At 64.6% G+C, this 26,070-nt stretch carries 23 protein-coding genes and 2 riboswitches; of the genes, 6 read left to right on the forward strand and 17 right to left on the reverse strand.

The window, feature by feature from the left end; genetic code table 11:
• Window positions 1-94 precede the first annotated feature (94 nt).
• A complete protein-coding gene (gene mltB / locus THI_RS13660; RefSeq protein WP_013106841.1) occupies window positions 95-1,279 on the forward strand; it encodes a lytic murein transglycosylase B in 1,185 nt (394 codons plus the stop codon).
• Here the strand turns inward: mltB and THI_RS13665 are convergent.
• The 12 genes from THI_RS13665 to THI_RS13720 form a co-directional block, all read right to left on the reverse strand.
• Window positions 1,270-4,065 (reverse strand): EAL domain-containing protein, encoded by a 2,796-nt coding sequence (locus THI_RS13665; protein WP_013106842.1) that lies wholly within the window; start codon window positions 4,063-4,065, stop codon window positions 1,270-1,272. The two genes, mltB and THI_RS13665, sit on opposite strands and share 10 nt — an antisense overlap.
• A 126-nt stretch (window positions 4,066-4,191) precedes the next feature.
• Window positions 4,192-5,127 carry a DMT family transporter gene (locus tag THI_RS13670; RefSeq protein ID WP_013106843.1) on the reverse strand — a complete coding sequence of 312 codons (936 nt, stop codon included), beginning with the start codon at window positions 5,125-5,127 and terminating at the stop codon, window positions 4,192-4,194.
• Window positions 5,128-5,208: 81 nt separating this feature from the next.
• The gene (gene rfbC, locus THI_RS13675) at window positions 5,209-5,772 is read right to left on the reverse strand and encodes a dTDP-4-dehydrorhamnose 3,5-epimerase (protein WP_013106844.1); all 564 of its coding nucleotides are present in this window, start codon (window positions 5,770-5,772) and stop codon (window positions 5,209-5,211) included.
• Window positions 5,769-6,656, reverse strand: a complete 888-nt coding sequence (gene rfbA / locus THI_RS13680; RefSeq protein ID WP_013106845.1) for a glucose-1-phosphate thymidylyltransferase RfbA — start codon at window positions 6,654-6,656, stop codon at window positions 5,769-5,771. The genes rfbC and rfbA overlap by 4 nt, the downstream gene beginning before the upstream one ends.
• A gap of 8 nt (window positions 6,657-6,664) precedes the next feature.
• Window positions 6,665-7,573 (reverse strand): dTDP-4-dehydrorhamnose reductase, encoded by a 909-nt coding sequence (rfbD, locus tag THI_RS13685; protein ID WP_013106846.1) that lies wholly within the window; start codon window positions 7,571-7,573, stop codon window positions 6,665-6,667.
• Window positions 7,570-8,634, reverse strand: a complete 1,065-nt coding sequence (gene rfbB / locus THI_RS13690) for a dTDP-glucose 4,6-dehydratase (protein ID WP_013106847.1) — start codon at window positions 8,632-8,634, stop codon at window positions 7,570-7,572. Before rfbB ends, rfbD begins: the two co-directional genes overlap by 4 nt.
• Window positions 8,635-8,730: 96 nt before the next feature.
• Window positions 8,731-10,161, reverse strand: a complete 1,431-nt coding sequence (locus tag THI_RS13695) for an L-serine ammonia-lyase (RefSeq protein ID WP_013106848.1) — start codon at window positions 10,159-10,161, stop codon at window positions 8,731-8,733.
• Between the two features lie 15 nt (window positions 10,162-10,176).
• Window positions 10,177-11,247, reverse strand: coding sequence for a threonine aldolase family protein (locus tag THI_RS13700; RefSeq protein WP_013106849.1), 1,071 nt, complete (start codon window positions 11,245-11,247; stop codon window positions 10,177-10,179).
• 11 nt (window positions 11,248-11,258) lie between these two features.
• Window positions 11,259-14,144, reverse strand: a complete 2,886-nt coding sequence (gcvP, locus tag THI_RS13705; RefSeq protein ID WP_013106850.1) for an aminomethyl-transferring glycine dehydrogenase — start codon at window positions 14,142-14,144, stop codon at window positions 11,259-11,261.
• 26 nt (window positions 14,145-14,170) lie between these two features.
• Window positions 14,171-14,545, reverse strand: a complete 375-nt coding sequence (gene gcvH, locus THI_RS13710; protein WP_013106851.1) for a glycine cleavage system protein GcvH — start codon at window positions 14,543-14,545, stop codon at window positions 14,171-14,173.
• A gap of 69 nt (window positions 14,546-14,614) precedes the next feature.
• Window positions 14,615-15,775, reverse strand: a complete 1,161-nt coding sequence (gene gcvT / locus THI_RS13715) for a glycine cleavage system aminomethyltransferase GcvT (RefSeq protein ID WP_013106852.1) — start codon at window positions 15,773-15,775, stop codon at window positions 14,615-14,617.
• An 81-nt stretch (window positions 15,776-15,856) separates the two neighbouring features.
• A riboswitch (glycine riboswitch) is annotated at window positions 15,857-15,967 on the reverse strand.
• Window positions 15,968-15,970: 3 nt separating this feature from the next.
• A riboswitch (glycine riboswitch) is annotated at window positions 15,971-16,067 on the reverse strand.
• Between the two features lie 32 nt (window positions 16,068-16,099).
• Window positions 16,100-16,351, reverse strand: coding sequence for a TIGR04438 family Trp-rich protein (locus tag THI_RS13720; RefSeq protein WP_013106854.1), 252 nt, complete (start codon window positions 16,349-16,351; stop codon window positions 16,100-16,102).
• A gap of 196 nt (window positions 16,352-16,547) precedes the next feature.
• On the opposite strand from THI_RS13720, the gene THI_RS13725 reads away from it, so the two are divergent.
• Window positions 16,548-16,874 (forward strand): c-type cytochrome, encoded by a 327-nt coding sequence (locus tag THI_RS13725; RefSeq protein WP_013106855.1) that lies wholly within the window; start codon window positions 16,548-16,550, stop codon window positions 16,872-16,874.
• A 221-nt stretch (window positions 16,875-17,095) separates the two neighbouring features.
• Here THI_RS13725 and THI_RS13730 read toward each other — a convergent pair whose 3' ends face one another.
• The 4 genes from THI_RS13730 to THI_RS13745 all read right to left on the reverse strand — a co-directional run bounded on the left by THI_RS13730 (window position 17,096) and on the right by THI_RS13745 (window position 20,694).
• Complete coding sequence (locus THI_RS13730; protein WP_013106856.1) at window positions 17,096-18,232, reverse strand: branched-chain amino acid ABC transporter substrate-binding protein; 1,137 nt, start codon at window positions 18,230-18,232, stop codon at window positions 17,096-17,098.
• A 180-nt stretch (window positions 18,233-18,412) separates the two neighbouring features.
• A complete protein-coding gene (locus tag THI_RS13735) occupies window positions 18,413-18,775 on the reverse strand; it encodes a hypothetical protein (protein ID WP_013106857.1) in 363 nt (120 codons plus the stop codon).
• Window positions 18,772-19,197 (reverse strand): DNA polymerase III subunit chi, encoded by a 426-nt coding sequence (locus tag THI_RS13740; protein ID WP_041609302.1) that lies wholly within the window; start codon window positions 19,195-19,197, stop codon window positions 18,772-18,774. Before THI_RS13740 ends, THI_RS13735 begins: the two co-directional genes overlap by 4 nt.
• A gap of 33 nt (window positions 19,198-19,230) precedes the next feature.
• A complete protein-coding gene (locus tag THI_RS13745) occupies window positions 19,231-20,694 on the reverse strand; it encodes a leucyl aminopeptidase (RefSeq protein WP_013106859.1) in 1,464 nt (487 codons plus the stop codon).
• 88 nt (window positions 20,695-20,782) lie between these two features.
• Here THI_RS13745 and lptF point away from each other — a divergent pair, with 88 nt between their 5' ends.
• From lptF to THI_RS13765, 4 genes are read left to right on the forward strand one after another with little or no spacing between them, the layout of a single operon-like run.
• Window positions 20,783-21,916: an LPS export ABC transporter permease LptF gene (gene lptF, locus THI_RS13750; RefSeq protein ID WP_013106860.1), complete on the forward strand. Its 1,134-nt coding sequence runs from the start codon at window positions 20,783-20,785 to the stop codon at window positions 21,914-21,916.
• Window positions 21,916-23,013, forward strand: a complete 1,098-nt coding sequence (gene lptG / locus THI_RS13755; protein ID WP_013106861.1) for an LPS export ABC transporter permease LptG — start codon at window positions 21,916-21,918, stop codon at window positions 23,011-23,013. Before lptF ends, lptG begins: the two co-directional genes overlap by 1 nt.
• Window positions 23,014-23,035: 22 nt before the next feature.
• The gene (locus tag THI_RS13760) at window positions 23,036-23,986 is read left to right on the forward strand and encodes a CysB family HTH-type transcriptional regulator (protein ID WP_013106862.1); all 951 of its coding nucleotides are present in this window, start codon (window positions 23,036-23,038) and stop codon (window positions 23,984-23,986) included.
• 15 nt (window positions 23,987-24,001) lie between these two features.
• Window positions 24,002-25,165, forward strand: a complete 1,164-nt coding sequence (locus THI_RS13765; protein WP_013106863.1) for a pyridoxal phosphate-dependent aminotransferase — start codon at window positions 24,002-24,004, stop codon at window positions 25,163-25,165.
• A gap of 1 nt (window position 25,166) precedes the next feature.
• Here THI_RS13765 and gluQRS read toward each other — a convergent pair whose 3' ends face one another.
• Window positions 25,167-26,051, reverse strand: a complete 885-nt coding sequence (gene gluQRS / locus THI_RS13770; protein ID WP_013106864.1) for a tRNA glutamyl-Q(34) synthetase GluQRS — start codon at window positions 26,049-26,051, stop codon at window positions 25,167-25,169.
• Window positions 26,052-26,070: the final 19 nt, after the last annotated feature.

The raw sequence follows: 26,070 nt of genomic DNA on the forward strand, positions 1-26,070 counted from the left end.
AAAACGAAAAGTTACAGTCCAAATGTGACAAGATGTTGAATCGTCTGCCGCGCCCTGCGCGTTTGCGTCCGGCGCAAAGCTCCATCGTGCGAACATGTCGGCATTGCTCTGCTCGCTGCCCGCTGCGATGTTCAAACTCCCGCAAGTCCCCTTCCCTCCCGGCAATATGGGCCGCCGCCGTTGCCTGCACGCCGGTGCCGGACTGGCTTTGGGCGCGCTGCTGCCCCCTGCCGCCCTGGCTCAAAGCGCTGGTGCGTCCGCGCCGCTTCCCGGCGCGAGCAGCGTGGCTCCAGCCGCAGCGCTGTCTTCGGCCCAACTGGGCGACTGGAATGTCGGCGCCGCACAGGCCTTGATTGCGCGCATTGTGGAGCGCAACAAGCTGCCCGAAGCCCTGGTGGCGCGGCTGATCGGCCGGGCGCAATACAGCGCCACGGTGGCCCGACTCATTCTGCCGGGGCCGCCGGGCAAGAAAAACTGGCGGGTGTACCGCAGCCGGTTTCTCGACAGTCTGCGCATCGGCTCGGGCAGTGACTTCATGCAGGAATTCGGCGTGTGGTTCCAGCGAGCGCAGGAGCGCTACGGCGTGCCGCCGCACATCGTCGCGGGCATCCTCGGGGTGGAGACGATCTACGGCCGCAATATGGGCAACTTCCGCGTGGTCGATGCGCTCTCCACCCTGGCGCTGCGCTACCCCACGCAAGCGCCACGCGACCGCAGCGCTTACTTCGGCGTGCAGCTCGGCGATTTTTTCCAGTGGTGCGCACAAGATGCACGCAACCCGCTGCAGGTGCGCGGCTCGTATGCGGGAGCCATCGGCATGCCGCAGTTCATGCCCGAGAGCATCTTGAAATATGCGGTGGACTTCGACCACGGCGGCGGCATCGATCTGATCTCCGACCCGGCAGACGCCATAGGCTCGGTGGCCAGCTACCTGGCCGCCAAGCGCTGGGTGCGCGGCCAGCCAGCGCACTTCCCCCTGCAACTGCCGCCCGATCTGCCGCAAGCCAGTCTCGACACCTTGCTCGGGCCCGACATTACGCCAACCTTCACCGCCGACCAGCTCGTGGCAATGGGCCTGCCGCTGCTGCCGCAGGCCCGCGCCTATGCGGGCAAGCTGGCCGTGGTGCAACTGCCCAATGCCGACGCCGCGCCCGACTATGTGCTGGGCACGGACAATTTTTACGCCATCACCCGCTACAACCAGTCGGCGTTCTACGCGTTGGCGGTCATCGAGCTGGGCGAGGTAGTGGCTGCTGCTGCGGCGGCAGCTCAATCCTGAGGCGTGGCGCTGAGCTGGCGGATGCCCGCAAGCACGATGGCGCTGAGCTCGGCCACATCCTGCCCGTAGCGGCGGGCGGCGTTCAGCTCGCCCAGATCGAGCGCGGCCTTGGCCTGGCGCGCGAGTTCATGGATTTCGGCATGCTGCTCCAGCAGCAGCGCGTAGCGCGGGTCGCGGCCGTAATACAGCCGCCCTTGACCGTTGAGCCACAGGCCGAGGTGGCACTGGTTTTCCGCCGCCACGTCGAGCACATGGTCGGGAAACGGCACCTCGCCGCGCACCGCCTGCTGCAGCCGTTCCACCCGGCGTAGCTGAGCCACCTCGACTTCGTGCGGAAACTCGGCGGCGCGCAGATTGGCCGTGGGCCGCACCCAGGTCTGCACCCAGGTGGCCACGGCGTCGGCGGGCAGCGGGCGGGCAATGGCGTAGCCCTGCGCCAGGGTGCAGTTCATCGCCGCCAGCACCGAGAGATGCTCCAGCGTTTCGGCGCCTTCGCCAATGACTTCCAGCCCGAGCAGATTGGCCGCGGTGACCACGGCGGAGACGATGGCGAAGTCTTTCGGGTCGTTGACCATGTCGCGCACGAAGGACTGATCGATCTTGATCGATTGCGCCGGAAGCTGCTGCAAGTAAGTGAGCGAGGCCGCGCCGGTGCCGAAGTCGTCGAGCGCGACGCTCAGGCCAAGATCCTGGCAGCTTTGCAAAATCTGCCGCGCCTGCTCCAGGTTGCGCAGCGGCGCCGACTCGGTGACCTCGAGCATCAGCCCGCTCGCGGGAAAACCGGGATGGTTGTGCAGCGCCTGATGCAGATCGTCCAGAAACTCGGGCGCCAGAAGATGCTCGGCGCTGATATTGACGGCGATATGCAGCTCCAAGCCCTCGGCGCGCCACTGCACGCCCTGGGTCAGCGCCTGGTCGAGCACGAAGCGGCCGATGGCGCGCGCCAGCCGTCCGTGGTCGAGCACGCTGGCAAAGTCGGCCGCCACCATTTGCCCGCCCTGCTCGGTCTGCAGACGCAGCAAGGCTTCGACGCCCACCACCGCGGGCCGCGCCGGGTCTCCCCCGATGGCCACGATGGGCTGGTAATTGAGCGACAGCCGCCCTTGCTGCAAAGCGGCCTCCACGCTTTCGAGCAAATTTTTCTGGCGCTGAGCCTCGCGCTCGAAATCGGGCTTGAAACGCAGGTAGCGGTCTCGCCCCGCAGCCTTGGCGGCATAGAGCGCCAGATCGGCGCGGCGCAGCAAGGTCTCGGCATCGCCGCCGTCCTGCGGATAAAGTGCGCAGCCCAAACTCACCGAAATCGACGCCTGCCGACCCACGCCCAGATCGAAGGGCTGGCGCAGCGCCGAGAGGATGCGCTGCGCCGCCGCTTCGGCCGCGATTTCGCCGCTGCCCAGCCCTTCCGTCAGCAGCACGGCGAATTCGTCCCCGCCCATGCGGGCCATGACTTCACCTTCGCGCAGGATGGCCTGCAGACGCTGCGCGGTTTCGCGCAACAACGCATCGCCGGCCGAGTGCCCATAGGCGTCGTTGACTTGTTTGAAGCCATCGAGATCGAGCAGGAGCAGGCCGAATTCGCCCTGACGTCTCCAGGCGGTTTCAAGCGCCACCTGGAGCCGCTCGCGCAATAGCGTCCGGTTGCCGACCGCCGTGAGCGGATCGGTGATGGCCAGGGTACGCAGCCGCTGCTGCTGAACCTGCGCCAGCGCCTGTTCGCGGCCGATCTGGCCCGTGGCGTAGCGATACAGCACGGTGAGCAACAGCAGCAACAGCAGCAGCCCGACCATCGGCGGCCAGATGGTGTGCAGGTATTGCGTCCACAGCAGACTGCCTGGCACCGAAACCGCCACCGCCAAGTCGGGATAGCCCGGCAGCCGCTGCCAACTGCCGATACGCATCGAACCGTCCGCCGCGACCCAGCCGTTGTAATGCGCACTGGGGGTCGCCGGCTGATCGGTCAAAGACTGGGCGAATACCCCGGTCTGCGGCTTGGAGAAGAACGACGCTTTTTTGGGTGCTGGCCAGCGGGCGAGCACATAGCCATCGTTGCGCGCCAGCACAGCGGCAATTCCGCTGTAAGGCAGCGCCGTGTTCGCCAGGGTTTGTTGCAGAAAAGCCTGGGTACTGACCGCGGCAATGACGTAGAACGCCGGATGCGTCTGCCCTGCGGGAATCTCGCGCACCAGCGGGATCACCCATTTACCCAACAGCGGCCCGATCAGGGGGCGACCGATGATGAGCTTGTTTTTTTGCGGCTGGGCGCGCAGGCGCGCCAGCGCATGCAACAGATCGGGATAGTGCTGCAGATCGGGGAGTTTGTCCGAGCGCAGCGAGCTGCCCAGAAAACGCCCATCGGCCGATACGATGTTGATCGACAGCGAACCCGGCAGCAGCGCCTGCCTGCGTTCGAGCAGAATCTGCAGCACTTCGGGATGTTGCAGCAAATCGGCCTTGTCCTGAAGGTCGGAGCCGGTGGCTTCGAGCACCGACGAGAAACCCTGGAAGTAAGACTGCGTGGCGCTCACCAGAAAACTGGAACTGGTGTCGAGCGAGCCGTAGAGAATCTCCCGTTGCCCCCGCCAGGAGGTCACGGCGTAGACCAGCGCGAGCACGACGAAGGTGATGAACAGCGTCCAGTAAGTGCGGCGAATCCAGCGCTGCACGATAGGCGTCGGCGCCAGTTGCGGCGCCTGACCAGAGGCCGACAAGGGCAGCTCGGACTGCTGCTCCATCCCGAAAGTCAGGGTATCGGGTGAGGCGCCGTTGACGTTCGGCTCGGAAGTCATTCAATCGGGGCAGTGGACATCATCGGGATGGATTTCAAGCTTGCTGCACTTTACCCTGCGCTGGCAAACCACCACAACGCCCCATTCCCGGACTTCGGTGAAGAGCCGCGGATTGTGTGAAAGACTTCACAATTCCTGCTCCAGCGGCACCGGCTGCTGGCGCGCGTTGAGGGCGACGTGAATCCCGGCGAAGATCAACAAAGCCGCCCACAGGTGATACCAGTGGATGGTTTCGCCCAGAAACAACCAGCTCAGCAGCGCGGCGAACAAGGGCGCCAGATTGCCGAAGTAAGACGGAATCTGCGCCCCGACCTTGCCCACCGCGCTGCCCCAGCACCAGTAGGCCAGCAGCGACGGCAACACCGCCACATAGGCCAGCGCCAGCCAGACCGGGCCGCCCCAATGAGTCGTCTGACCTCCGATCCAGCGTTCGGCCAGCATGAAAGGCAGGATGGACAGCACACCCCAGATCATCTGCGCGGCCAGCGAAGTCATCGGCGCCAGGCCCAGGGGCCGCTGCCGCAGCTCCCAGGTGTAGATCGCCCACAGAAACACGGCCACGAGCATGATGAGATCGCCCGGCGCGTAGTGCAGCGCCGTCAGATGCGCCAGATCGCCCTTGGCCACGACCAGCGCCACCCCGGCGATCGACAGCATGGCGCCGATCCATTGCGCCCGTCCCACAGTCTGCTTGTAAAACGCCCCGCCGATTAGCAGGATGAACACCGGCGCGCTGGAAGTGATGAGCGAGACGTTGAGCGGCGTGGTGGTCTCCAGCGCCACGTATTGCAGCGAGTTGTAGCTGCCCACCCCCAGAATGCCCATGACGGCAAGCGACTTCCACTTGCTGCGCAACACCGCCCGGTTGCGCCACAGATCGGGGCCGACGATGAGCAGCGCCAGCAGCAGCGCGAACAACCAGCGGTAAAAGCTCAGCGCCATGGGGGGAATCTGCCCCACCATCAGCCGCCCCACGACGGCATTGCCGGCCCAGAACAGAGGCGGCAGGGTCAGCAGAAGAACGGTGCTTGGGTCAAGAAAGGAGTGGCTTTTGGAAGGCATGGGCGCATTATTTCAGTGCACCCGTCAATCTGCTCAACAAAGCGCACGCCGCAAGGGGCCCGAGAGGCCGTCAGTCAGCCCTCAGTCGTACACCTCGGCCTGCGCCAGCCGGGGCGCCGCCGCATCCTTCGCCGCCAGACTCGGCTGGCCGCCCGGCAGGTGCAAACCTTTCAGCGGCCAGGCGATGGCCAGTTCCGGATCGTTCCAGGCGAGATTGCGGTCGTGTTCCGGGTACCAGTAGTCGGTGGTCTTGTAGAGGAAGTCGGCGGTTTCGCTCAGCACCACGAAGCCGTGACCGAAGCCCGGCGGCACCCACAGCAGGCGCTGGTTCTGCGCGCTCAGTTCCACGCCCACCCACTGCTTGAACCGCGGCGAGCTGCGGCGCAGATCCACCGCCACATCCCAGACCGTGCCGGTGACCGCGCGCACCAGCTTGCCCTGCGGCTTGACGAGCTGGTAGTGCAGACCGCGCAGCACGCCCTGGGCGGATTTGGAATGGTTGTCCTGCACGAACTCCACATCCAGCCCGGTGTCCAACGCGAAGGTCTTGCGGTTGTAGCTCTCGAAGAAAAAGCCGCGGTCGTCCCCAAAGACTTTGGGCTCCAGAATGAGCACTTCGGGTAGGGCGGTGGGAATGACCTTCATACCTTCTCCTCGGCCAGCAGGCGAAGCAGATACTGGCCGTAGCCGTTCTTTTTCATCGGGGCGGCGAGTTGTTCGAGCTGGGAGGCAGTAATCCAGCGTTGGCGGAAGGCGATTTCCTCCGGGCAAGCGACCTTCAGGCCCTGGCGCTTTTCAATCGTGGCGATGAACTGCCCGGCTTCGAGCAGGCTGTCGTGGGTGCCGGTGTCCAGCCAGGCGTAGCCGCGGCCGAGGGTCTGCACTTGCAACTGGCCCTGCTGCAGATAGACGCGGTTGACGTCGGTGATCTCCAGCTCGCCGCGCGGCGAGGGCTTGAGGTGGGCGGCGATGTCGCACACCTGCGGGTCGTAGAAGTACAGGCCGGTGACGGCGTAGCTGCTCTTCGGTTGGGCAGGCTTTTCTTCGATGCTGATGGCGCGGCCGGTGGCGTCGAACTCGACCACGCCGTAGCGTTCGGGGTCGTGCACGTGATAGGCGTAGACCGTCGCGCCTTGGGTCTGGGCGTGAGCCTCTTTGAGCGAGGCTTGCAGATCGTGGCCCCAGAACAGGTTGTCGCCGAGTACCAGCGCGCTTGGGGCATGGCCGATGAAGTCGCGGCCGATGATAAAAGCCTGCGCCAGGCCGTCGGGGCTGGGCTGCACCGCGTACCGCAAGCTCAAGCCCCACTGGCTGCCGTCGCCGAGCAACTGGGCAAAACGCGGGGTGTCTTGCGGGGTGGAGATGATGAGCACCTCGCGGATGCCTGCGAGCATGAGCGCGGACAGCGGGTAGTAGATCATCGGCTTGTCGTACACCGGCAGCAGTTGCTTGCTCACCGCCTGGGTGACGGGGTAGAGCCGGGTGCCGGAGCCGCCGGCGAGGATGAGGCCTTTGCGGGCTTGGGTCATAGCGGAAGTCACAGCGGAAGTTCGTCGATCAGGCGTTGCACCTGAGTCTGCCAGGGCGGCAGAAACAGGTCGAAGGTGGTTTGGAGTTTGCTGCAGTCCAGCCGGGAGTTGGCCGGGCGCGGGGCGGGCAGCGGGTAATCCGCCGTGGTGATGGCCTGCACTTGTTCGGGCGCGCAGCGCAGCGGCAGGCCGCGGGCGGCAGCGCGGGCGATGACGAATTGCGCGTAGCCGTGCCAACTGGTGCTGCCCTGCGCGGTGAGGTGGTAGAGGCCGCTGGCCTGCTGTGCCAGAGCGGAGTCGGTGCGCAGGCGGTGCAACATCAGCGCGGTGACGTCGGCCAGGAGCTCGGCGCTGGTGGGGGCGCCGAACTGGTCGGCGATCACCCGCAGGCTGTCGCGCTCCGTGGCGAGTTTGAGCATGGTCTTGGCGAAGTTGCCCCCGCGCGCGGCGTACACCCAGGAAGTGCGCAGAATGAGATGGCGGCAACCGCTGGCGGTGATGGCCTGTTCGCCCGCGAGCTTGCTGCGGCCGTAGGCGCTTTGCGGGTTGGGGGTGTCGGCCTCGGTGTAGCTGCCGGGCGCAGGTTTGGCGCCGTCGAACACGTAGTCGGTGGAGTAGTGAACCAGCATGGCGTGGTGTTCCGCGGCCCAGGCGGCGAGCACGCCAGGCGCTGCGGCGTTGATGCGCTGGGCCAGTTCAGGGTCGGTCTCGGCTTTGTCGACGGCGGTGTAGGCGGCGGCGTTGACGATAAGCTCAGGCTGCTCGCGTTGCAGCACGGTGCGTAGGGCATCGAGGTCGCCAAGGTCGGCTTGGGTGCGATTCAGCGGCCGCACGTCGCCCAGCGGCAGCAAGGCGCGGCGCAGCTCCCAGCCGACCTGGCCGTCGGCGCCCAGCAGCAGGATGCGCGGCGGGTTCAAGCGGCGGCTCCGTACTGTTTGCCGACCCACTGGCGGTAGGCGCCGCTGGTGACGTGTTCCACCCAATCCGGGTTGTCGAGATACCACTGCACGGTTTTGCGCAGGCCGGTGGCGAAGGTCTCCTGCGGAGTCCAGCCCAGTTCGCGCTCGATCTTGCGGGCGTCGATGGCGTAGCGCCGATCATGGCCGGGACGGTCGGCCACAAAAGTGATCTGCGCCCGGTAGCTGCTGCCATCCATCTTGGGGCGGAGTTGATCGAGCAGGTCGCACAGGGTGTGCACCACATCGAGATTCTTCACCTCGTTGCAGCCGCCGACGTTGTAGGTCTCACCTAGGCGACCGGCTTCGAGCACGCGGGCGATGGCGCGGCAGTGGTCTTGCACATACAGCCAGTCGCGCACGTTCTGGCCGTCGCCATACACCGGCAGGGGTTTGCCGGCCAGGGCGTTGTGGATCATGAGGGGAATGAGCTTTTCCGGAAATTGATACGGGCCGTAGTTGTTGGAGCAGTTGGTGGTGAGTACCGGCAGGCCGTAGGTGTGATGCCAGGCACGCACCAGATGATCGCTTGCTGCCTTGCTCGCGCTGTAGGGGCTGTTGGGCGCGTAGGGGGTGGTCTCGGTGAAGGCGGGATCGGTGGGCGAGAGGCTGCCGTACACCTCATCGGTGGAGACGTGCAGGAAGCGGAAGGCGGCTTTCTCCGGCGCGGGCAACCCGGCCCAGTAGGCGCGGATGGCTTCGAGCAGCTCGAAGGTGCCTTGCACATTGGTGCGGATGAAGTCGCCGGGGCCGTGGATGGAGCGGTCGACATGGCTCTCGGCGGCGAAGTGCAGGAGGGCGCGGGGGCGGTGCGTGGTCAGCAGCGCGGTCACCGCCGGGCGGTCGCAAATATCGAGCTGCGCGAAGTGGTAGCGCGGGTCGGAGGCCACTGGGGCCAGGCTCTCCAGGTTGCCCGCATAAGTGAGCGCGTCGAGCACCAGCACGGGCTCGTCTTTCTGGCCCAGCCAGTGGTGCACAAAATTGGCGCCGATGAAACCGGCGGCTCCGGTGAGGAAGATCATGAGGAAACGTCCGATGCAGGTCAGCAAAATTCTCAAAGCATAACCAAGGCGGCCGTTGCCGACGGCTGCCTGCAGCCGCGCACGCGGCAGCCGCGCTCAACATTCGACGATATTCACCGCCAGACCGCCGCGGGCGGTTTCTTTGTATTTGGTCTGCATGTCGGCACCGGTGTCGCGCATGGTCTTGATGACCTGATCGAGCGAAACGATGTGGCGGCCGTCGCCGTGCAGGGCCATACGCGCAGCATTGAGCGCCTGCACCGAAGCGATGGCGTTGCGCTCGATGCAGGGCACTTGCACCAGCCCGCCAACGGGGTCGCAAGTCAGGCCGAGATGGTGTTCCATGCCGATTTCCGCGGCATTTTCCACCTGTTCGGGCGTGCCGCCGATGACAGCGCAGAGCGCACCGGCGGCCATGGAGCAGGCCACGCCCACCTCACCCTGGCAGCCGACCTCGGCGCCGCTGATCGAGGCGTTTTCTTTGTAGAGCAGGCCGATGGCGCCCGCGGTGAGCAGGAAGTCGGCCACGCCCGCCTCGCTCGCGTCCGGGACGAAGCGGGTGTAGTAGTGCAGCATGGCGGGGATGATGCCCGCAGCGCCGTTGGTCGGCGCGGTAACCACGCGACCGCCTGCGGCGTTCTCTTCATTGACGGCCAGGGCGAAGAGGTTGACCCAGTCGATGACTTGCAGCGGATCGCTCAGCGGCGTTGGCGGCATCGGCAGAGCCGAGGCATCAGTCAGCGCAACTCCGTGCGCGCCGCTCAGGGTGCGATAGAGCTTGGGCGCACGGCGCTGCACATGCAGCCAGCCGGGCAACTCGCCTTCGGTGGCGCAGCCATGCGCGACGCAGGCTTGCATGACCTGCCAGATGTGCTGCAGGCCGCGGTTGATTTCGGCATCGCTGCGCCAATGCTGCTCGTTGCTGCGCATGACGCCCGCGATGCTGAGTTGGTGCGCACGAGTGAGTTCCAGCAGCTCTGCGCCGCTGTGAAACGGCAGGGGCAACACGGTGGTGTCGGGCGCGATGCGTTTTTGCTTTTCGCCATCGGCCGCGACGTCTTCGCTCACCACGAAGCCGCCGCCCACGGAGTAGTAAACGCGCTGTTCAATCAGCGCTCCAGCAGCGTCATGGGCAGAAAACCGCAGGCCGTTGGCATGCAGCGGCAACTGCTTGAGCGCGAAAAACACAATGTCGCGCGCAGGGTCGAAGTCCAGCGTTTGTGTGCCGAGCAGATCGAGCCGGTGCGTGGTCTGCAGCGCCGCGATGCGCGCGGCAATGGTGTCCACATCCACGGTATCGGGCTGCTCGCCCATCAGACCGAGGATGACCGCCTTGTCGCTGCCATGCCCCTTGCCCGTGGCGCCCAGCGAGCCATACAGCGCGCATTCCAATCGGGCGACGCGGGACAGGAGTTGGCTGCTTTGCAGATGCAGGGCGAACAGTCGCGCAGCCCGCATCGGCCCCACGGTGTGCGAGCTGCTGGGGCCGATGCCCACCTTGAACAGATCGAACACGGAGACGGCCACGGCGCCTCCTTCAGATCAAGCCTGCGCCGTGCAGGCCGCGGTGAGATCGGCGGCAAAAGCATCGACCGATTCCGGCGTGGTGTCCCAGGCGCACATCAGGCGGCAGCCGCCGTCGGCGATGAATTCATAGAAGCGCCAGCCCTGGCCGTGCAGGATATCGATGACGGCCCGCGGCAGATGGGCGAACACCGCGTTGGCCTCGGGCGGATGCATCACCCGTACGCCGGGCACCTCATGGATGGCTGCGTACAGGCGTTGCGCCATGGCGTTGGCATGGCGGGCGTGACGCAGCCAGTTGTCGTTTTCCAGCATGCCCAGCCAGGGCGCGGAAATGAAGCGCATCTTCGAGGCGAGCTGCCCGGCTTGCTTCACGCGCCAGGCGAAATCGGCAGACAGCTCGCGGTCGAAGAACACCACCGCTTCGCCCACGGGCAGACCGTTCTTGGTGCCGCCGAAGCACAGCACGTCCACCCCGGCGCGCCAGGTGATGTCGCTCGGATGACAGCCCAGCGTGGCCACGGCGTTGGCGAACCGGGCCCCGTCCATGTGCAGCTTGAGATGGTGGCGCTTGGCCATGGCGGCAATGGCGCACACCTCTTCGACGCTATACACCGTGCCCAACTCGGTGGCCTGGGTAATGGAGACGACCTTGGGCTTGGGCGAATGAATGTCGCTGCGCTTGGTGGCCAGGAAGTCGATGGCCTCGGGCGTGAGCTTGCCGCGCCGCGCCTGCGCGCTTTCAGCCTCGGTGATCAGCAGCTTGGAGCCGCCGGAGAAAAACTCCGGGCAGCCGCACTCATCGGTTTCGATATGCGCCACCGGGGTGCAGATCACTGCGTGATAGCTCTGGCACATGGCGGCCAGCGCCAGCGAGTTGGCCGCGGTGCCGTTGAACACGAAGTACACGTCGCAATCGGTCTGGAACAGATCGCGCAGCCGGTCGGAGACGCGGTGCGTCCAGCCATCGTCGCCATACGCCGGCTGATGGCCCGAGGCATTGGCCTGCAGCAGCCAGTGCAGGGCTTCGGGACAGATGCCGGCGTAATTGTCGCTGGCGAAATGCTGGCGGAGTTCAGGGGGGTGCATGGTGCGTCTTTTTAGGTGTAGTCGCTGATGGGCAGGCAGGCGCACTGCAGGTTGCGGTCGCCCCAAGCGTTGTCCACCCGGCCCACCGGCGGCCAGTATTTGTTGGCCCTCAAGGCGGGAATCGGAAAGGCGGCCTCCTCGCGGCTGTGGGCATGCGGCCAATCCGCGCCGAGCACGCTTGCTGCGGTGTGCGGGGCGGCCTTCAGAGGATTGTCCTCAGGAGGCCATTCCCCTTTTTCCACCCGGGCAATCTCGGCGCGGATGGCGATCATGGCGTCGATGAAGCGGTCGAGCTCGGCCAGCGACTCGCTTTCGGTCGGCTCGATCATCAGCGTGCCCGGCACCGGGAAGCTCATGGTCGGTGCGTGAAAACCGTGGTCCATCAGGCGCTTGGCGACATCTTCGTTGCTGATGCCCGTGGCATCCTTCAGCGGACGCAGGTCGAGAATGCATTCGTGCGCCACGCGGCCGTTGTCGCCGGTGTAGAGCACCGGATAGTGGTCCTTGAGCTTTTCGGCGATGTAGTTGGCCGACAGAATGGCCACGCGGCTGGCCTGCGTCAGGCCGTCCGCGCCCATCATGCGCATATACATCCACGAAATCGGCAGCACGCTGGCATTGCCCAGGGGGGCGGCGCTGACCGCACCGACCGCGCCTTCACGCTCCAGACCGGTGGAACGATGCACTGGCAGGAACGGGGCGAGGTGGGCGCGCACGCCGATCGGCCCCACGCCGGGGCCGCCGCCGCCGTGCGGAATGCAGAAAGTCTTATGCAGATTCAGGTGCGACACATCCGCACCGAACTCGGGCGGACTGGCCAGGCCGACCAGCGCGTTCATATTGGCGCCGTCCACATACACCTGCCCGCCATACTGGTGGATGATGTCGCAAATGGCGCGCACTTCGGTCTCGAACACGCCGTGCGTACTCGGGTAGGTGATCATGCACGCGGCGAGCTGGTCGGCATGCTGCTCGGCCTTGGCGCGCAGATCGGCCAGGTCGACGTTGCCCTGCGCGTCGCAGGCGGTGACGACCACCCGCATGCCCGCCATCTGCGCAGACGCCGGGTTGGTGCCGTGGGCCGAAGAGGGAATCAGGCAGACATCGCGATGCCCTTCACCCCGGCTGGCGTGATAGGCGCGAATGACCAGCAGCCCTGAGTACTCGCCCTGCGACCCGGCGTTGGGCTGCAGGCACATGGCGTCGTAGCCCGTGGCCGCACAAAGCCATTGTTCGAGCTGCTGCGCCAGTTGGGTGTAGCCGCGGGTTTGGTCTGCGGGCGCAAAGGGGTGAATGGCGGCGAACTCAGGCCAGGTGATAGGCGTCATCTCGCTGGTGGCGTTGAGCTTCATGGTGCACGAGCCCAGCGGAATCATGGCGCGGTCGAGCGCGATGTCCTTGTCGGCCAGACGGCGCAGGTAGCGCAGCATTTCAGTCTCGCTGCGATAGCGATGGAACACCGGATGGGTGAGGAATGCGCTGACTCGGGCCAGTTGCTGCGGCCAGCGCGGCGCCACACCCTTTTCGGCGGCGGCAAACAGCGCCTCATTCTGCGTCACGCCGAAGCAGGCCAGGATGTCGGCCAGATCGCCGCGGGTCACGGTTTCGTCCAGCGACACCGCGACATGCTGCGCGCCGATGCGGCGGAAGTTGATGCCCCGCTTCAGCGCAGCAGCATGCACCTCTTCAGTGCGCGTGCCGGTGTGCACCGTCAGGGTGTCGAAGAACTGGGCGTTGAGCACCGGCAGGCCGACCTGCTCCAGCCCCTGCGCCAGCAATACGGTGTAGGCATGCACCCGCTGGGCGATGCGCTTGAGGCCCTCGGGGCCGTGATACACCGCGTACATGCTGGCCAGCACGGCGGGCAGCACCTGCGCGGTGCAGATATTGCTCGTGGCTTTTTCGCGGCGGATGTGCTGCTCCCGGGTTTGCAGCGCCAGGCGATAAGCCGGTTGTCCGTGCGCGTCCTGGCTCACGCCGACGAGGCGGCCGGGCATCGAGCGCTTGAGCGCGTCGCGCACCGCCAGATAACCGGCATGCGGGCCGCCCAGCCCCAGCGGCAGACCGAAACGCTGGGTGGTGCCGCAGGCGATGTCGGCCCCGAGTTCGCCCGGCGACATCAGCAGGGTGAGCGCCAGGAGATCGGCCGCCACCACGACCAGCACGCCTTTGGCCTTGAGCGCGGCGATGCGTTCGCGGTCGTCGCGCACGGTGCCGTCCACGCCCGGGTATTGCAGCAGCACGCCGAAATACTCACCTTCCAGCGCCTCGTCCACCGCGCCGGTAACGACCTCGATGTCCAGCGGCGCGGCGCGGGTGTGCAGCACTTCGAGGGTTTGCGGCAGCACATCGTCAGCGACGAAAAAGCGCTGCGATTTGGAGGGCGACTTGCTCGAACGCAGCGCCAGGGTCATGGCCTCGGCGGCGGCGGTGGCCTCGTCGAGCATGGAGGCGTTGGAAACATCCATGCCGGTGAGATCGGCCACCAGGGTCTGGAAGTTGAGCAGCGCCTCCAGCCGCCCCTGGCTGATCTCCGGCTGATACGGCGTGTACGCGGTGTACCAGGCCGGGTTCTCCAGCACATTGCGCTGAATGACGCCGGGCATCAGGGCGTTGTAGTAGCCCTGGCCGATATAGCTGCGCATCACCCGGTTGCCGCTGGCGATGCCCCGCAACTCGCTCAGCGCCTGAGCCTCGTCGATGGCCGCCGGCAAATCGAACGCCTGCTTGCGACGGATGGCTGCAGGGATCACCACGCTCATCAAACCCGACAGATCTTCAGCGCCCAGCGCCGACAGCATGTGCTGCTGCTCTGCCGCATCGGGGCCGATGTGACGGCGCTGGAAGGCCTGCGCATCTTCAAGATCGCGCAGCGCGGGTTGGGTGGACATCAACATGCGTATCTCCGAAAAGGCAGGTGTGTTCAGGCGTTCTTGAGCAGTTCAGCGTAGGCGGCTTCGTCCATGAGGCCGTCGAGTTGGCTCGGATCAGACAGCTTGATGCGGAAAAACCAGCCGCTGTCTTGCGGGTCGGAGTTGGCGAGCGACGGATCGGCGCGCAGCGTTTCGTTGACCTCGGTCACTTCGCCCGAAACCGGGCTGAACACATCGGCCGCCGCCTTCACCGACTCGACCACGCCCACGGTGTCGTGCGCGGCGTAGGTCTTGCCCACTTCGGGCAGATCGACGAACACCACGTCGCCCAGCGCATCTTGCGCATGCGGGGTGATGCCCACGGTGGCGACGCCATTGGCATCGACGCGAATCCATTCATGGTCGGGGGTGAATTTCAGGCTCATGGAAAACTCCGGATATCAAAAAGGGAATCAAATTAGACGCGGCAAGGCATCAAGGCTGCAATCGCGCCATCAACCACGCCAATAGCGGTGCGGCACAAACGGCATGGGTTGCAACTGCATGGGCACGGCACGGCCGCGCACCTGGGCGTACAGCGTGCCCGCAGGAACGGCAAACTCGGCGGCGACATAGGCCATCGCCACGGGGCCGCCCGCGCTCGGCGCAAAGCTGCCGCTGCTCACCCGGCCCGCCAAGCGGCCATCGGCGGCCAGCAGCTCCGTGCCCTCTCGCACCGGGGTGCGATCCAGACCGATAAGGCCGATGCGGCGCCGGGGCGCGAGATTCGGCTGATCGATTTGGGCCAGGATGACTTCGGCGCCCGGAAATCCTCCGGCGCGCGCGCCACCGTGGCGCCGCACCTTCTGAATCGCCCAGGTCAGCCCCGCCTCGACCGGCGTGGTCGAGGTGTCGATATCGTGGCCGTAAAGACAGAGCCCGGCTTCGAGCCGCAAGGTGTCGCGTGCCCCCAAACCGATGGGCTCAACCTCGGGCAGAGAGAGCAGCAAACGCGCAAGCCGCTGCGCATCGGCAGCGGACACCGAGATTTCCAGCCCGTCTTCTCCGGTGTAGCCACTGCGTGTGGCGAAAATGCGAATCGCCCCGCCCTCGACCGGCACATCCATCCAGCGACCTGTCATGAACACCAGGTCGGCCGCCTCGGGCACCAGACGGGCGAAGGTCTGCACGGCTTGCGGCCCCTGCAGCGCCAGCAAGGCCTGCTCGGGCATGGGCACAACCTCGCAGCGATCAGAAAGCGTCTGCAGCAAGGCCACATCCTGCACCTTGCAGGCGGCGTTGACGATGAGGAATAGCTCCTGCCCGGCTCCATCGGCACGCTGACGCGGAATCACCATCAGGTCGTCGAGCACGCCGCCCTGCTCATTGGTGAACAAGGCGTAGCGCTGCTTGCCCTCGGGCAGCCCCTGGATGTCCATAGGCACCAAGGTTTCGAGCGCCGCAGCGGCGTCATCGCCGCGCAGCGCCACTTGCCCCATATGCGAAATATCGAACAGCCCCGCGCTTTGCCGGGTATGCAGGTGCTCGGCCAGAATGCCCTTCGGATATTGCACCGGCATGGCATAACCGGCAAATGGCACCATGCGCGCACCGAGTTCAAGGTGCAGGGCGTGCAGGGGAGTCAAAATCAGTTCGGAATCTGCGGAGTGGGACACGTCGGTTCTCGCGGGGGGTGAGACGCCTGAAGGCGCCAATGCCGCCGCATCTCTTGCCATCGCGGCGCAAGACACAGCACTCAACCCCTCGCTGTCCTGGGTACCTGAGAGATTGATCCGGCGAACCCGAGTTGCCAGACTTGCCCCTTCGGTGAGCGCTCAATTTCAGCGCCACTCTCCAGTGAGGAACACCTTGCGGTGTGGTCAGTCCTTTTGCCTGAGCGGTACACCCGGTAAGGGCTTACGCCTTCGGCGGCCGCATGACACCTCAGCGCTCTCCTGACTAGAGCCAGTGTATCGCAGCCCGACAAAGGCTTGCGCGGATTATTTTTTTCGGCGCTCTCCACCGCCCAGCCCCAGGCTTTCACGATACTTTTGCCGTCTTGCCTGCTGCCGATCGGCCATGTCGCCCATGGCCCGCTTTTTCGAGATGCCGAACATGGGGTCGATGATCTCCCACCAGATGAACGCCAGAGCCAAGGGCAGGAGCACCCACCACCAAGACCAGGACGCCACGGGCCCGATGCTCAGGAGTTTGAGGACGATAAAGATCAGACCCAGAATGACAAACGCCATGACAGTGCACCCATGAGAGGAAATAGCGACAAGATACAAAAGAAAACACCGATTTGCACTGCGCGTGTTGCGTGAAATCAATCTGAAATGACACCTGAGCAATTCTCGCTGACTTCTTGTGCTGCGCGTCAACCGAATTGATTAAGATGCGTTACTTGGCTGTACCTGTTTTGTTTAACCCTACTGGAGGACTGGAATGAAAAAAGCTGTTTTCGCTGCTGCCCTGGCCGCTGCCGCCACCATGACCATGTCATCGGCTTTCGCCGCTGAAGACATGCTGGCTCTGGCCAAATCGAAGAACTGCCTGGCTTGCCACGCAGTGGACAAAAAACTGGTTGGCCCGTCCTACCAGGAAGTCGCCGCCAAGTACGCTGGCAAACCGGGTGCGGTTGACACCCTGAGCAAGGCCATCCTGCACGGCGTGTCTGGCGTGTGGGGCCCGGTGCCCATGCCCGCCAACCCGCAAGTCACCCCCGCCCAAGCCAAGCAACTGGCCGAGTGGGTGCTGTCGCTGAAGAAGTAATTCATACGCATTCATAGGCGACACCCGCAATATCTAGTGTTGCCTTGAAGGACGTAGATCGATAGGTCTGCGACGCTGAAAAGCCGAGATGCCGCGAGGTCTCTCGGCTTTTTTATGCGCGCCGCTCCCACAGACTGAATCGGCGCCCATAAAAAAGCGCCCCGAAGGGCGCTTGGTTTTGATGGACCGCTGCCGCAACAGACGGTCTAATCGCACCGGGTTTACTGCACGGCTACCACACTCTTCTTGCCGTCCTTGTCGAACGTCGAGATGGTGATGGTGGCGTCCACCAACTCACCAGTCTTGGTGAAGTGAATATCTTTCTTGGTCACGCCGTTGTAGTCGATGTTCTGGATGAAGGGCAGGTACTTCTTCGGATCGACTGACTTGGCTTTCATCATCGCATGCGCCAGCACCATGGTGCCGTCATACGAGTAAGGCGAATAAAGCTGGAACGCGCTGGCGCCGAACTCGGCGTCATAGCGCCTTTTCCAGGCTTCGCCGCCCGGCATCTGGCTCAGCGGGGAGCCGCCTTCGGCGCAGGTGACGCCAGCAACGGCTTCACCCGCGAGCTTGCCCAGTTCCGGTGCGCAGATGCCATCGCCGCCCATCAGCGTGGCCTTGATGCCCAGTTGGCGCATCTGGCGAACCAGCGGGCCGGCCTGGGGATACATGCCGCCGTAGAAAATGATGTCCGGCTGCGAAGCCTTGATCTTGGTCAGAATGGCGGAGAAGTCGGTGGCTTTGTCGTTGGTGTACTCGCGATCCACCAGTTTCATGCCGTCTTTCTGGGCCGTCTTGGCGAACACGTCGGCCACGCCCTGACCGTAGGCGGTACGATCATCGATCACGGCGACGGTCTTGGCTTTCAGCGTGTTCTTGGCATAGTTGGCCAGACCTGCGCCCAGCGCGCTGTCGTTGGCGATGATGCGGAAGAAGGTCTTGAAACCTTGTTGCGAAATCTTGGGATCGGTGGAAGAAGGAGTGATGTTGGGGATGCCGGCGTTGTTGTAAATGCGCGAAGCGGGGAAGGTGCAGCCGGAGTTCAGGTGGCCGACGACGCCATTGACCTTTTCATCAACGAATTTTTGCGCCACGGTGGTGGCTTGTTTCGGGTCGGCTTGGTCGTCCTGGGCATCGACCTTCCACTCGACCTTTTTGCCGCCGATGACGATGTTCTGCGCGTTCAGATCTTTGATGGCCATTTTCACGCCGTTGGCGTTGTCCTGGCCGAAGCTGGCTTGCGGGCCAGACAGGGGAGATGCGCTACCGATGGTGACGGTGATGGTGTCCGCAGCGTAGGCGGTGCCAATGGCCATGGACAGGGCCAGCAGCGGAGCGACGTGTTTCAGTTTCATGAATGAGCCTCCAATAGGAAAGACGTGTGTTGTGTTGTGAAGTCAGCTTGAATCTGACAGGGCGATACATTAACCGAGTTACAGAATTTTGAACAGATCGCCTTTACCAACACTAGCAAGCAATGTGCCTGCTGGCTTTTGGGTTGACTGCCTGGCAAAACTATTTCAGTTCAAGCGGTTTCAAGCTTGCTGCAACGCCTCGGCGAGCGAGGCGCGCAGGGTTGGCTTGAGGGTGTCGAACAGTCTGGCGGCCAGTTGGGGGGCCAGCGCATCCAGCTCGGCGTAAACCAGCTCCAGCAACTGCTGCTGAAGCCCGGGTGCGATGCGCAGCCAGAGTTCGTCGAGGTCGATGGCGGGCACCTCCAGCAACGGAACGTCTGCAGACTGTGCAAGCTCGGGGCCGCGATAGACCGCCTGCGCATAGGCCGAGGGCTGGACTGCAAACGGGGGTTCGACGATGTCTTCCTCGATCACGGCATCCTCAGGCTCCAATCGCTCGGTGAGCACGGGCAAGACGACAGGGTTGGGCGGTAAAGATTTCATGATCGGGACGGGATGATGGTGGGATCGAACCCGGCGGCCCGATAAGCGCGCAGGCGTTCGCGGGCGGCGGGCTTGTCGGGCCCGTTTTCACTGACGAGTTCGATCACTCGCTCCAGAGATTCCCAGCCGGTCACCAGATCGGGGCCGAGATTCACCAGGGCAGTCACCCGCCCGGCCCGGGGCAGATCGGGCTGAGGAGCCAGGATGACCGGCGTTTTGTCAGCGAGCGGGTCGTCCTGCCAGACATGCGGCACAAAACTGCCGGGCTGAAAAGTCCACAACAACGGATCGAGTTCCGTGAGCAAGGGCTCGGGCGCGGCTACCAGCACGCGAGCGCCGCGCTGTGTCGCCGTGCGCAGCAGCCCACAGGCGTAACGCAGCGGGTCAGGCAGGTTCACACGAAACTCGACTGAGCAGGGCATGATGGCGCGCAACGGCGGGTTGCCGGACAACGCTTACTGCGCCTGCGACAGCAGGTAGCTGACCAGCAGCGGCACCGGGCGGCCGGTGGCCCCCTTGTTGGCGCCGCTGTTCCAGGCCGTGCCCGCGATGTCGAGGTGCGCCCAGCGGTAGTCTTTGGCGAAACGCCACAGGAAGCAGGCTGCGGTGATGGCGCCAGCAGGGCGCCCGCCGATATTGGCCACATCGGCGAAATTGCTCTTGAGCGCATCGGCGTAGTCGGTCTCAAGCGGCATGCGCCAGCAGGGATCGAGCGTGGCGCGACCGGCTTCGAGCAGCGCGTCGGCCAGAGCGTCGTCTGCGGTGAACAGGCCGCTGTTGACCTTGCCCAGCGCAATCACGCAGGCCCCGGTGAGCGTGGCGATGTCCACCACCGACTGCGGTTTGTAGCGTGCCGCGTAGGTCAGCGCGTCGCAGAGGATGAGGCGGCCTTCGGCGTCGGTGTTGAGAATTTCGATGGTCTGACCCGACATGCTGGTCACCACATCACCGGGTTTGATGGCACCGCCGTCGGGCATGTTCTCGGTGGCCGCGATCAGGCCGACCACGTTGATCTTGGGTTTGATGCGGGCAATGGCCTCGAACGCGCCCAGCACCGACGCGGCTCCGGACATGTCGAACTTCATTTCGTCCATCTCGGCGCCGGGCTTGAGCGAAATGCCGCCGGTATCGAAGGTCACGCCTTTACCGACGAGCACATGCGGCGCGTCTTTCTTGCCCGCGCCGCGATATTCCAGCACGATGAACTTGGGCGGCTGCACCGAGCCCTGCGCCACGGCCAGAAACGAACCCATGCCGAGCTTTTCCATTTCCGGACGCCCGAGCACCTTGCAATCCAGTCCGTGGAATTTGGCCATCTTTTTCGCCATTTCAGCGAGATAGGTGGGCGTGCAGTAATTAGCCGGCAGATTGGCGAGTTCGCGCGTGAGGCGCACGCCGATGGCGACCGACTCGGCCTGCTGCAGGGCGGCTTTCGCCGAAGTCGGCACGGCATCGCCCCCCACGGCGCAGAGCTGAACGGCTTCGAGCGCAGGGGTATCGGCGTCTTCGACGTTACACGTCGTATCGAAGCGGTAGAACACCTCGGAGAACACCGTGGGCGTGAGTTCAGCCAGGGTATCCAGGCCATTGACCGACAGCAGATGCGCCTGCTTGACCGGCAAGGTCTTGAGCATCTGGGCGGCGGCCTGCAGCGCCTTTTTCCAGTCGCGCAATTCCGGCTTGGCCGCCAGCCCCACGAGCAGCAGACGCCGCGCCGCGACCGCGGTGGGCCGGTGCAGTGATAGAACGGTGCCTGGCTTGGCCTTGAAATCGCCATCCACGGCCAGTTGGGCGATCAGGTTGTCGAGTGCGTCCGCATCGTTCAGACCGCTGGCGCCGCGCCCCTCGGGCACAAAGACCACCAGGGCATCGGTTTTGGTCTGAAGCGGCTTTTTGACGGCGGATATACTGAATTTCATGTTCAGGGTTCCTGAGTGAGTGTGGCTGCATTATTCCATCGCGCTTCGCTTTACGCCCCCCTCATCGTCCCTGCCGCCAGTTTTCCTCATGCTCCTCGATTTGACCCTGCGCCGTGAAATGAGCCGCAATTTCGGCGGCGCATTCACCGTGCTGTTCACCGTGGTCATCACCCTGATGCTCATTCGCATTCTGGGTCAGGCGTCCGATGGTCAGGCCAGCCCGCAGGATGTGTTTTTGCTCATCGGCCTGACCGCGCTGAGCTATTTGCAGATCGTCATCACCCTGTCGCTGTTTCTGGCGGTGCTGCTCACCTTCACCCGCATGTGGCTCGATTCCGAGATGACCATCTGGCGCACCACCGGGGTGGGGCGGCTGCGGTTGATGATCAGCGTGCTGCGCTTTTCGTGGCCCATTCTGCTGTTGATCGCCGCGCTCACCCTGTTTGCCTGGCCCTGGGCCAACCAGCAGTCCACGGCGTTGCGCATTCGCTTCGAGCAACGCTCCGACATTTCGCGCGTGGCGCCGGGGCAGTTCCGCGAATCGGCCTCGGGCAAGCGGGTGTTTTTCATCGACAAGGGCGCGCAGGCCGGGGGGGTGGCGCACGACATCTTCATCCGCGATGACACCTCGGGCCAGACGGTGCTGATCACGGCGCGCTCGGCGCAGGTGCAGCGCATCGATGGTCAGCCCTTTCTGGTGCTGAGCAACGGCAACCGCTACGCGCATACGCCGGGTCAGGCCAACTACACCATCACTTCCTTCGATTCGCTGGACATGCGGCTCGATGCAACCATCGGTTTGAGCAATGTGGCGGATAACAAAACCGGGCCGGTCAACTGGCTCACGCAGCCCAACCGCAACGTACCCACCGAGTATCTGTTCAACCCGGCCATTCCCAACTGGCTGGGCGAACTGTCGTGGCGGCTGGGTGTGCCGTTGTCTGCGGCCTTGCTGGCCTTGATGGCGCTGCCGCTGGCCTCGGGCTCGGTGCGAACCGGCCGCGCGGGCAGCCTGATCAGCGCCATTCTGGTCTACCTGATTTATTTCAACCTGCTCAATGTGCTGCAAGGCTGGATCAGCGAAGGCCGGGTGGGATTTACCAGCGGCTTCCTGCTGGTGCATGGCGGCGCGGTATTGTTGCTGTTGCTGCTGCTGATGCGGGGCAACGGCTGGCTGCACCGTCTGTGGCCAGTCCGCGCACGATCCGGAGCACACGCCTGATGCGCACGGTACGCCGCTTTCTGCTGCTGCATGTGCTCAGCGCCGTGGGTCTGGTGACCCTGGCTTTTCTTGCGCTGCTGTTTTTCATCGACATGCTCAACGACCTGAGCAATTTGGGCAAACCGGGTTTCAGCCTGAGCGGCACCCTGCTGCATGTCGCGCTGAGCATGCCCAGCCGCGCCTATGAAGTCTTGCCCATCGCCACGCTGGTGGGTGGCGTGTTCGCGCTGGCCTCTTTGGCTGCGAGCAGCGAGTTCACCATTCTGCGAATTTCGGGACTGAGCCCGCGCGCGGCGCTGGGTTTGCTGCTGCAACTGGCCGCCGCGCTGGTGGTCACCTTGTTCTTGCTCGGTGAGTGGCTTGCCCCGGCAGCCGGGCAACTGTCGGCGCGGTTGCAGGCCGGGGGAGGGTCAGGCATCGGCACCCAATTGGCTTCGGGCGTTTGGCTGCGCAACGATTCAGACCGAAGCGGCAATCAGACCGTCAACATCAAAGCCATCAACACCCGAGGCGATCTCACTGACATCCACATCTATGTGCTCAATGCCCAGGCGCAGATTGCTGCCGAACTGCATGCGCCCAGTGGCCAGTACGAAGGCGGTGGCACCTGGATGCTGCACAACGTCACCCGCACCGAACTCCCGCAACAGACCGGCGCCGCCTTGAAAGTGACCCAGTTGCCGAGCTATCGCTGGCGGACCTCGCTCTCGCCTAGCGTGCTCGGAGTGCTGTTGCTGTCGCCCGACAAGATGTCGGCCATCGACCTGTGGCGCTATATCCAGCATTTGCGCGCCAATCATCAGGCGGCCGAGCGCTATGAAATCCAACTTTGGAAAAAGCTGTTCTACCCCTTCAGCGCCGTGGTGATGTTGCTGCTCGCCCTGCCCTTCGCCTACCTGCACACGCGCTCGAAAGGCGTCAGCGGCAAAGTGCTCGCGGGCATCGTGCTGGGAATCGCGTTCATCTTGCTCAACACCTTGTTTTCCAGTCTGGGCATTTTGGGAACGTGGCCACCGGCCATCACAGCAGCCATGCCCATGCTGCTTTTTGGCGGACTGGGGCTGATCGTGTTTGCCTGGCAGGTTCGGTTCCGCTAAAACCGGCCGGACAAGGATAGCGATGAACTTGCACCAATTCCGTTTTCTGCAAGAGGCCGTGCGCCGCAAGCTCAACCTCACCGAGGCGGCGCGGGCGCTGCATACCTCGCAGCCCGGCGTGTCCAAGGCCATCATCGAGTTGGAGAGCGAGCTGGGGGTGGAAATTTTCAGCCGCCACGGCAAGCGCATCCGCAAACTCACCGAGCCGGGCGTCGAGGTGCTGCGCAGTGTGGACATCATTCTGCGCGAGGTCGCCAACCTCAAGCGCATCGGGCAAGACTACGCCGCGCGCGACGCGGGCCAGCTCACGGTGGCCGCCACTCACACCCAGGCCCGCTACAAACTGCCCTGGGTGATTGCCGAGTTCCGCCGACGCATGCCCGCCGTGCAGGTGCAACTGTTGCAGGGCACACCCGACCAAGTGGCGCAGGCTGTGCGCGAAGAACGCGCCGATCTGGGCCTGGCCAGTGAGTCGCTGCAAGATTCGCCCGACCTGCTCACCCTGCCCTGCTACAGCTGGCAGCATCTGGCTGTCGTGCCGCACGGGCACGCCTTGTGTGATCGCACCGAGCTCACCCTGGCCGAACTGGCCACCTTTCCGCTGGTGACGTACGAGCCCACCTTTGCCGGACGCCGTCAGATCGATGCCGCCTTCGCCCATGCCAACCTGCAACCGCAGATCGTGCTCGAAGCGCTCGATTCCGACGTGCTCAAAACCTATGTCGAACTGGGGCTGGGTGTGGGGCTGATCGCCGAAATGGCCATCTCGGCTGAACGTGACACCGCACTGCGCGCACTTCCCGCCGGGCATCTGTTCGGTCAGCAGCTCACGCGCGTGGCGTTCAAGCGCGGCGTGCTGCAACGCAGTTTCGTGCCCCTGTTCACCGAGCTGATCTCGCCCCGCCTGCCGCGCAAACTGGTGGAACAAACCCTGCGTGGTGAGCTGGACGGACAAGACGTGTTTTCCATCTGATCGCCGCCGTCCCCCATGTCGCTCCAAACTCACCAAACGCCCCACATTGCCTCGCGTCTGCCGCAAGTTGGCACCACCATCTTCACCGTCATGTCGGCACTGGCGCAGGAGCATGGCGCCATCAACCTCGGCCAGGGATTTCCGGATTTTTCCTGTGACCCGCGCCTCATCGACGCGGTGGATCAGGCCATGCGCCGCGGCGCCAACCAATATCCGCCCATGACCGGCGTTCCCGCCTTGCGGCAAGCGGTGGCCGACAAGATCGCCGCGCTGCACGGTATGCGCTATGACGCCGACGCCGAAATCACCATCACCGCCGGGGCGACTCAGGCCATTTTCACGGCCCTGCTCGCCGTGGTGCATCCGGGCGATGAAGTCATTGTGCTCACGCCCAGCTACGACAGCTACCTGCCCAACATCGCCCTGTGCGGCGGCGTGGCCCGCACCGTGCCCTTGCAAGCCGACTTCCGCCCGGATTTCACCGCCATTGCCGCGGCCATCACCCCACGCACCCGTGCCTTGCTCATCAACAGTCCGCACAATCCCAGCGGCACGGTCTGGAGCGAGGCCGATATGCGCCAGCTCGAAGCGCTGCTCGCGCCCACCGACATCGTGCTGATTGCCGATGAGGTGTACGAGCACATGGTGTTCGACGGCGCACAGCATCAGAGCGCCGCGCGGTTTCCCGGCCTGGCCGCGCGTACCTTCGTGGTGTCGAGTTTCGGCAAAACCTTTCACGTCACGGGTTGGAAGGTCGGCAGCGTCGCCGCCCCGGCCGCGCTCACCGCCGAGTTCCGCAAGGTGCATCAGTTCAACGTATTCACCGTCAACACGCCCATGCAGCATGGCTTGGCCCACTATCTGGCCGACCCGGCGCCTTACCGCGATCTGCCCGGCTTCTATCAGGCCAAGCGCGACCGCTTCCGCGCCGGGCTCGCGGGCAGCCGGTTTGAACTGCTGCCCTGCAGCGGCAGCTACTTTCAGTGCGTGCGCTACGACGCCATCAGCGACCTGCCGGACGACGCCTTCTGCCGCTGGCTCACCGCCGAGATCGGCGTGGCCGCTATTCCGCTATCGGCCTTCGAGCCCGACGGACGGCAGCGCGGCGTGGTTCGTTTCTGTTTCGCCAAACAAGACGCCACACTGGACGCCGCGCTCAAACGGCTTGCTGCGCTGTAGGCTATTTGTCGCGCCACGCCTGCACCGCCTGCGCCAGCAGTTCGGGCAGGGTGTTGGAACGAACGTCCAGCCCCAGTACACCGAGCGCCTGCTGCACGCTCTGCGCCCCGCCCACGAAGGCTGCCGCGCCCTGGTGCTTGGAGAGTTTTTCTCCCTGCGCATCTCGCACCAGCGGGGTGTGCAGATAGCGCGGCGTCGGCAGACCGAGCAGACGCTGCAGGGCGATCTGCCGTGCGGTTGACGCGGCCAGATCTTCCCCGCGCACCACATCGGTCACGCCTTGCGTCGCATCGTCCACCACCACGGCGAGTTGATAGGCCCAGGCGCCGTCGGCGCGTTTGAGCACAAAGTCGCCCACCTCCTGGCTGAGCACCTGAGACTGCGCGCCCAAGCGGCGGTCGCTCCAGCGCAGGGGCTGCGCGGCATCGTCAGGCAGACGCACGCGCCACGATCGCGGACTACGGCCGTGCAGCCCTGTGCGGCAAGTTCCGGGATACACCGCCTCATGCCCGCGCGCCAGCAGGCGGCCCTGCGCGCCAAGTAGCGCCAGAATGTCTGAGCGGGAACAGCCACAGGGGTAAGCCCGACCGGAGGTGACGAGTTGGTCGAGCGCCTGCTGATAGAGCGCCTCGCGCTGCGATTGCCAAACGGGCGGCTGATCGGGCTGCAGACCGCAGTCCGCAAGTTGCTGCAGGATGCACTGAGCGGCGCCGGGCTGGTTGCGGGTGAAGTCCACATCTTCCACGCGCACCAGCCAGAGCCCGCCATGCGCGCGCGCGTCCAGCCAAGAGGCCAGCGCAGCGACCAGAGAGCCTGCATGCAGCGGCCCGGTGGGTGACGGCGCAAACCGGCCGATGTAAGTCTGTATCTGTAGGGATGTCGTCATGCCAGCGGACACTGGCGAC

It is taken from the genome of Thiomonas arsenitoxydans (genome assembly GCF_000253115.1).
Classification (GTDB): domain Bacteria; phylum Pseudomonadota; class Gammaproteobacteria; order Burkholderiales; family Burkholderiaceae_C; genus Thiomonas; species Thiomonas arsenitoxydans.

Excerpts from the sequence above, each read along its gene's own strand:
- THI_RS13735 (WP_013106857.1), bottom strand. The coding sequence starts at position 18,775 with ATGAAATCTTTACCGCCCAACCCTGTCGTCTTGCCCGTGCTCACCGAG.
- gcvH (WP_013106851.1), bottom strand. The coding sequence starts at position 14,545 with ATGAGCCTGAAATTCACCCCCGACCATGAATGGATTCGCGTCGATGCC.
- THI_RS13665 (WP_013106842.1), bottom strand. The coding sequence starts at position 4,065 with ATGACTTCCGAGCCGAACGTCAACGGCGCCTCACCCGATACCCTGACT.
- THI_RS13725 (WP_013106855.1), top strand. The coding sequence starts at position 16,548 with ATGAAAAAAGCTGTTTTCGCTGCTGCCCTGGCCGCTGCCGCCACCATG.
- THI_RS13740 (WP_041609302.1), bottom strand. The coding sequence starts at position 19,197 with ATGCCCTGCTCAGTCGAGTTTCGTGTGAACCTGCCTGACCCGCTGCGT.
- lptG (WP_013106861.1), top strand. The coding sequence starts at position 21,916 with ATGCGCACGGTACGCCGCTTTCTGCTGCTGCATGTGCTCAGCGCCGTG.
- lptF (WP_013106860.1), top strand. The coding sequence starts at position 20,783 with ATGCTCCTCGATTTGACCCTGCGCCGTGAAATGAGCCGCAATTTCGGC.
- rfbA (WP_013106845.1), bottom strand. The coding sequence starts at position 6,656 with ATGACCCAAGCCCGCAAAGGCCTCATCCTCGCCGGCGGCTCCGGCACC.
- gcvP (WP_013106850.1), bottom strand. The coding sequence starts at position 14,144 with ATGTTGATGTCCACCCAACCCGCGCTGCGCGATCTTGAAGATGCGCAG.
- rfbC (WP_013106844.1), bottom strand. The coding sequence starts at position 5,772 with ATGAAGGTCATTCCCACCGCCCTACCCGAAGTGCTCATTCTGGAGCCC.
- THI_RS13700 (WP_013106849.1), bottom strand. The coding sequence starts at position 11,247 with ATGCACCCCCCTGAACTCCGCCAGCATTTCGCCAGCGACAATTACGCC.
- THI_RS13745 (WP_013106859.1), bottom strand. The coding sequence starts at position 20,694 with ATGAAATTCAGTATATCCGCCGTCAAAAAGCCGCTTCAGACCAAAACC.
- mltB (WP_013106841.1), top strand. The coding sequence starts at position 95 with ATGTCGGCATTGCTCTGCTCGCTGCCCGCTGCGATGTTCAAACTCCCG.
- THI_RS13670 (WP_013106843.1), bottom strand. The coding sequence starts at position 5,127 with ATGCCTTCCAAAAGCCACTCCTTTCTTGACCCAAGCACCGTTCTTCTG.
- rfbB (WP_013106847.1), bottom strand. The coding sequence starts at position 8,634 with ATGATCTTCCTCACCGGAGCCGCCGGTTTCATCGGCGCCAATTTTGTG.
- THI_RS13760 (WP_013106862.1), top strand. The coding sequence starts at position 23,036 with ATGAACTTGCACCAATTCCGTTTTCTGCAAGAGGCCGTGCGCCGCAAG.
- gluQRS (WP_013106864.1), bottom strand. The coding sequence starts at position 26,051 with ATGACGACATCCCTACAGATACAGACTTACATCGGCCGGTTTGCGCCG.
- THI_RS13730 (WP_013106856.1), bottom strand. The coding sequence starts at position 18,232 with ATGAAACTGAAACACGTCGCTCCGCTGCTGGCCCTGTCCATGGCCATT.
- THI_RS13720 (WP_013106854.1), bottom strand. The coding sequence starts at position 16,351 with ATGGCGTTTGTCATTCTGGGTCTGATCTTTATCGTCCTCAAACTCCTG.
- THI_RS13765 (WP_013106863.1), top strand. The coding sequence starts at position 24,002 with ATGTCGCTCCAAACTCACCAAACGCCCCACATTGCCTCGCGTCTGCCG.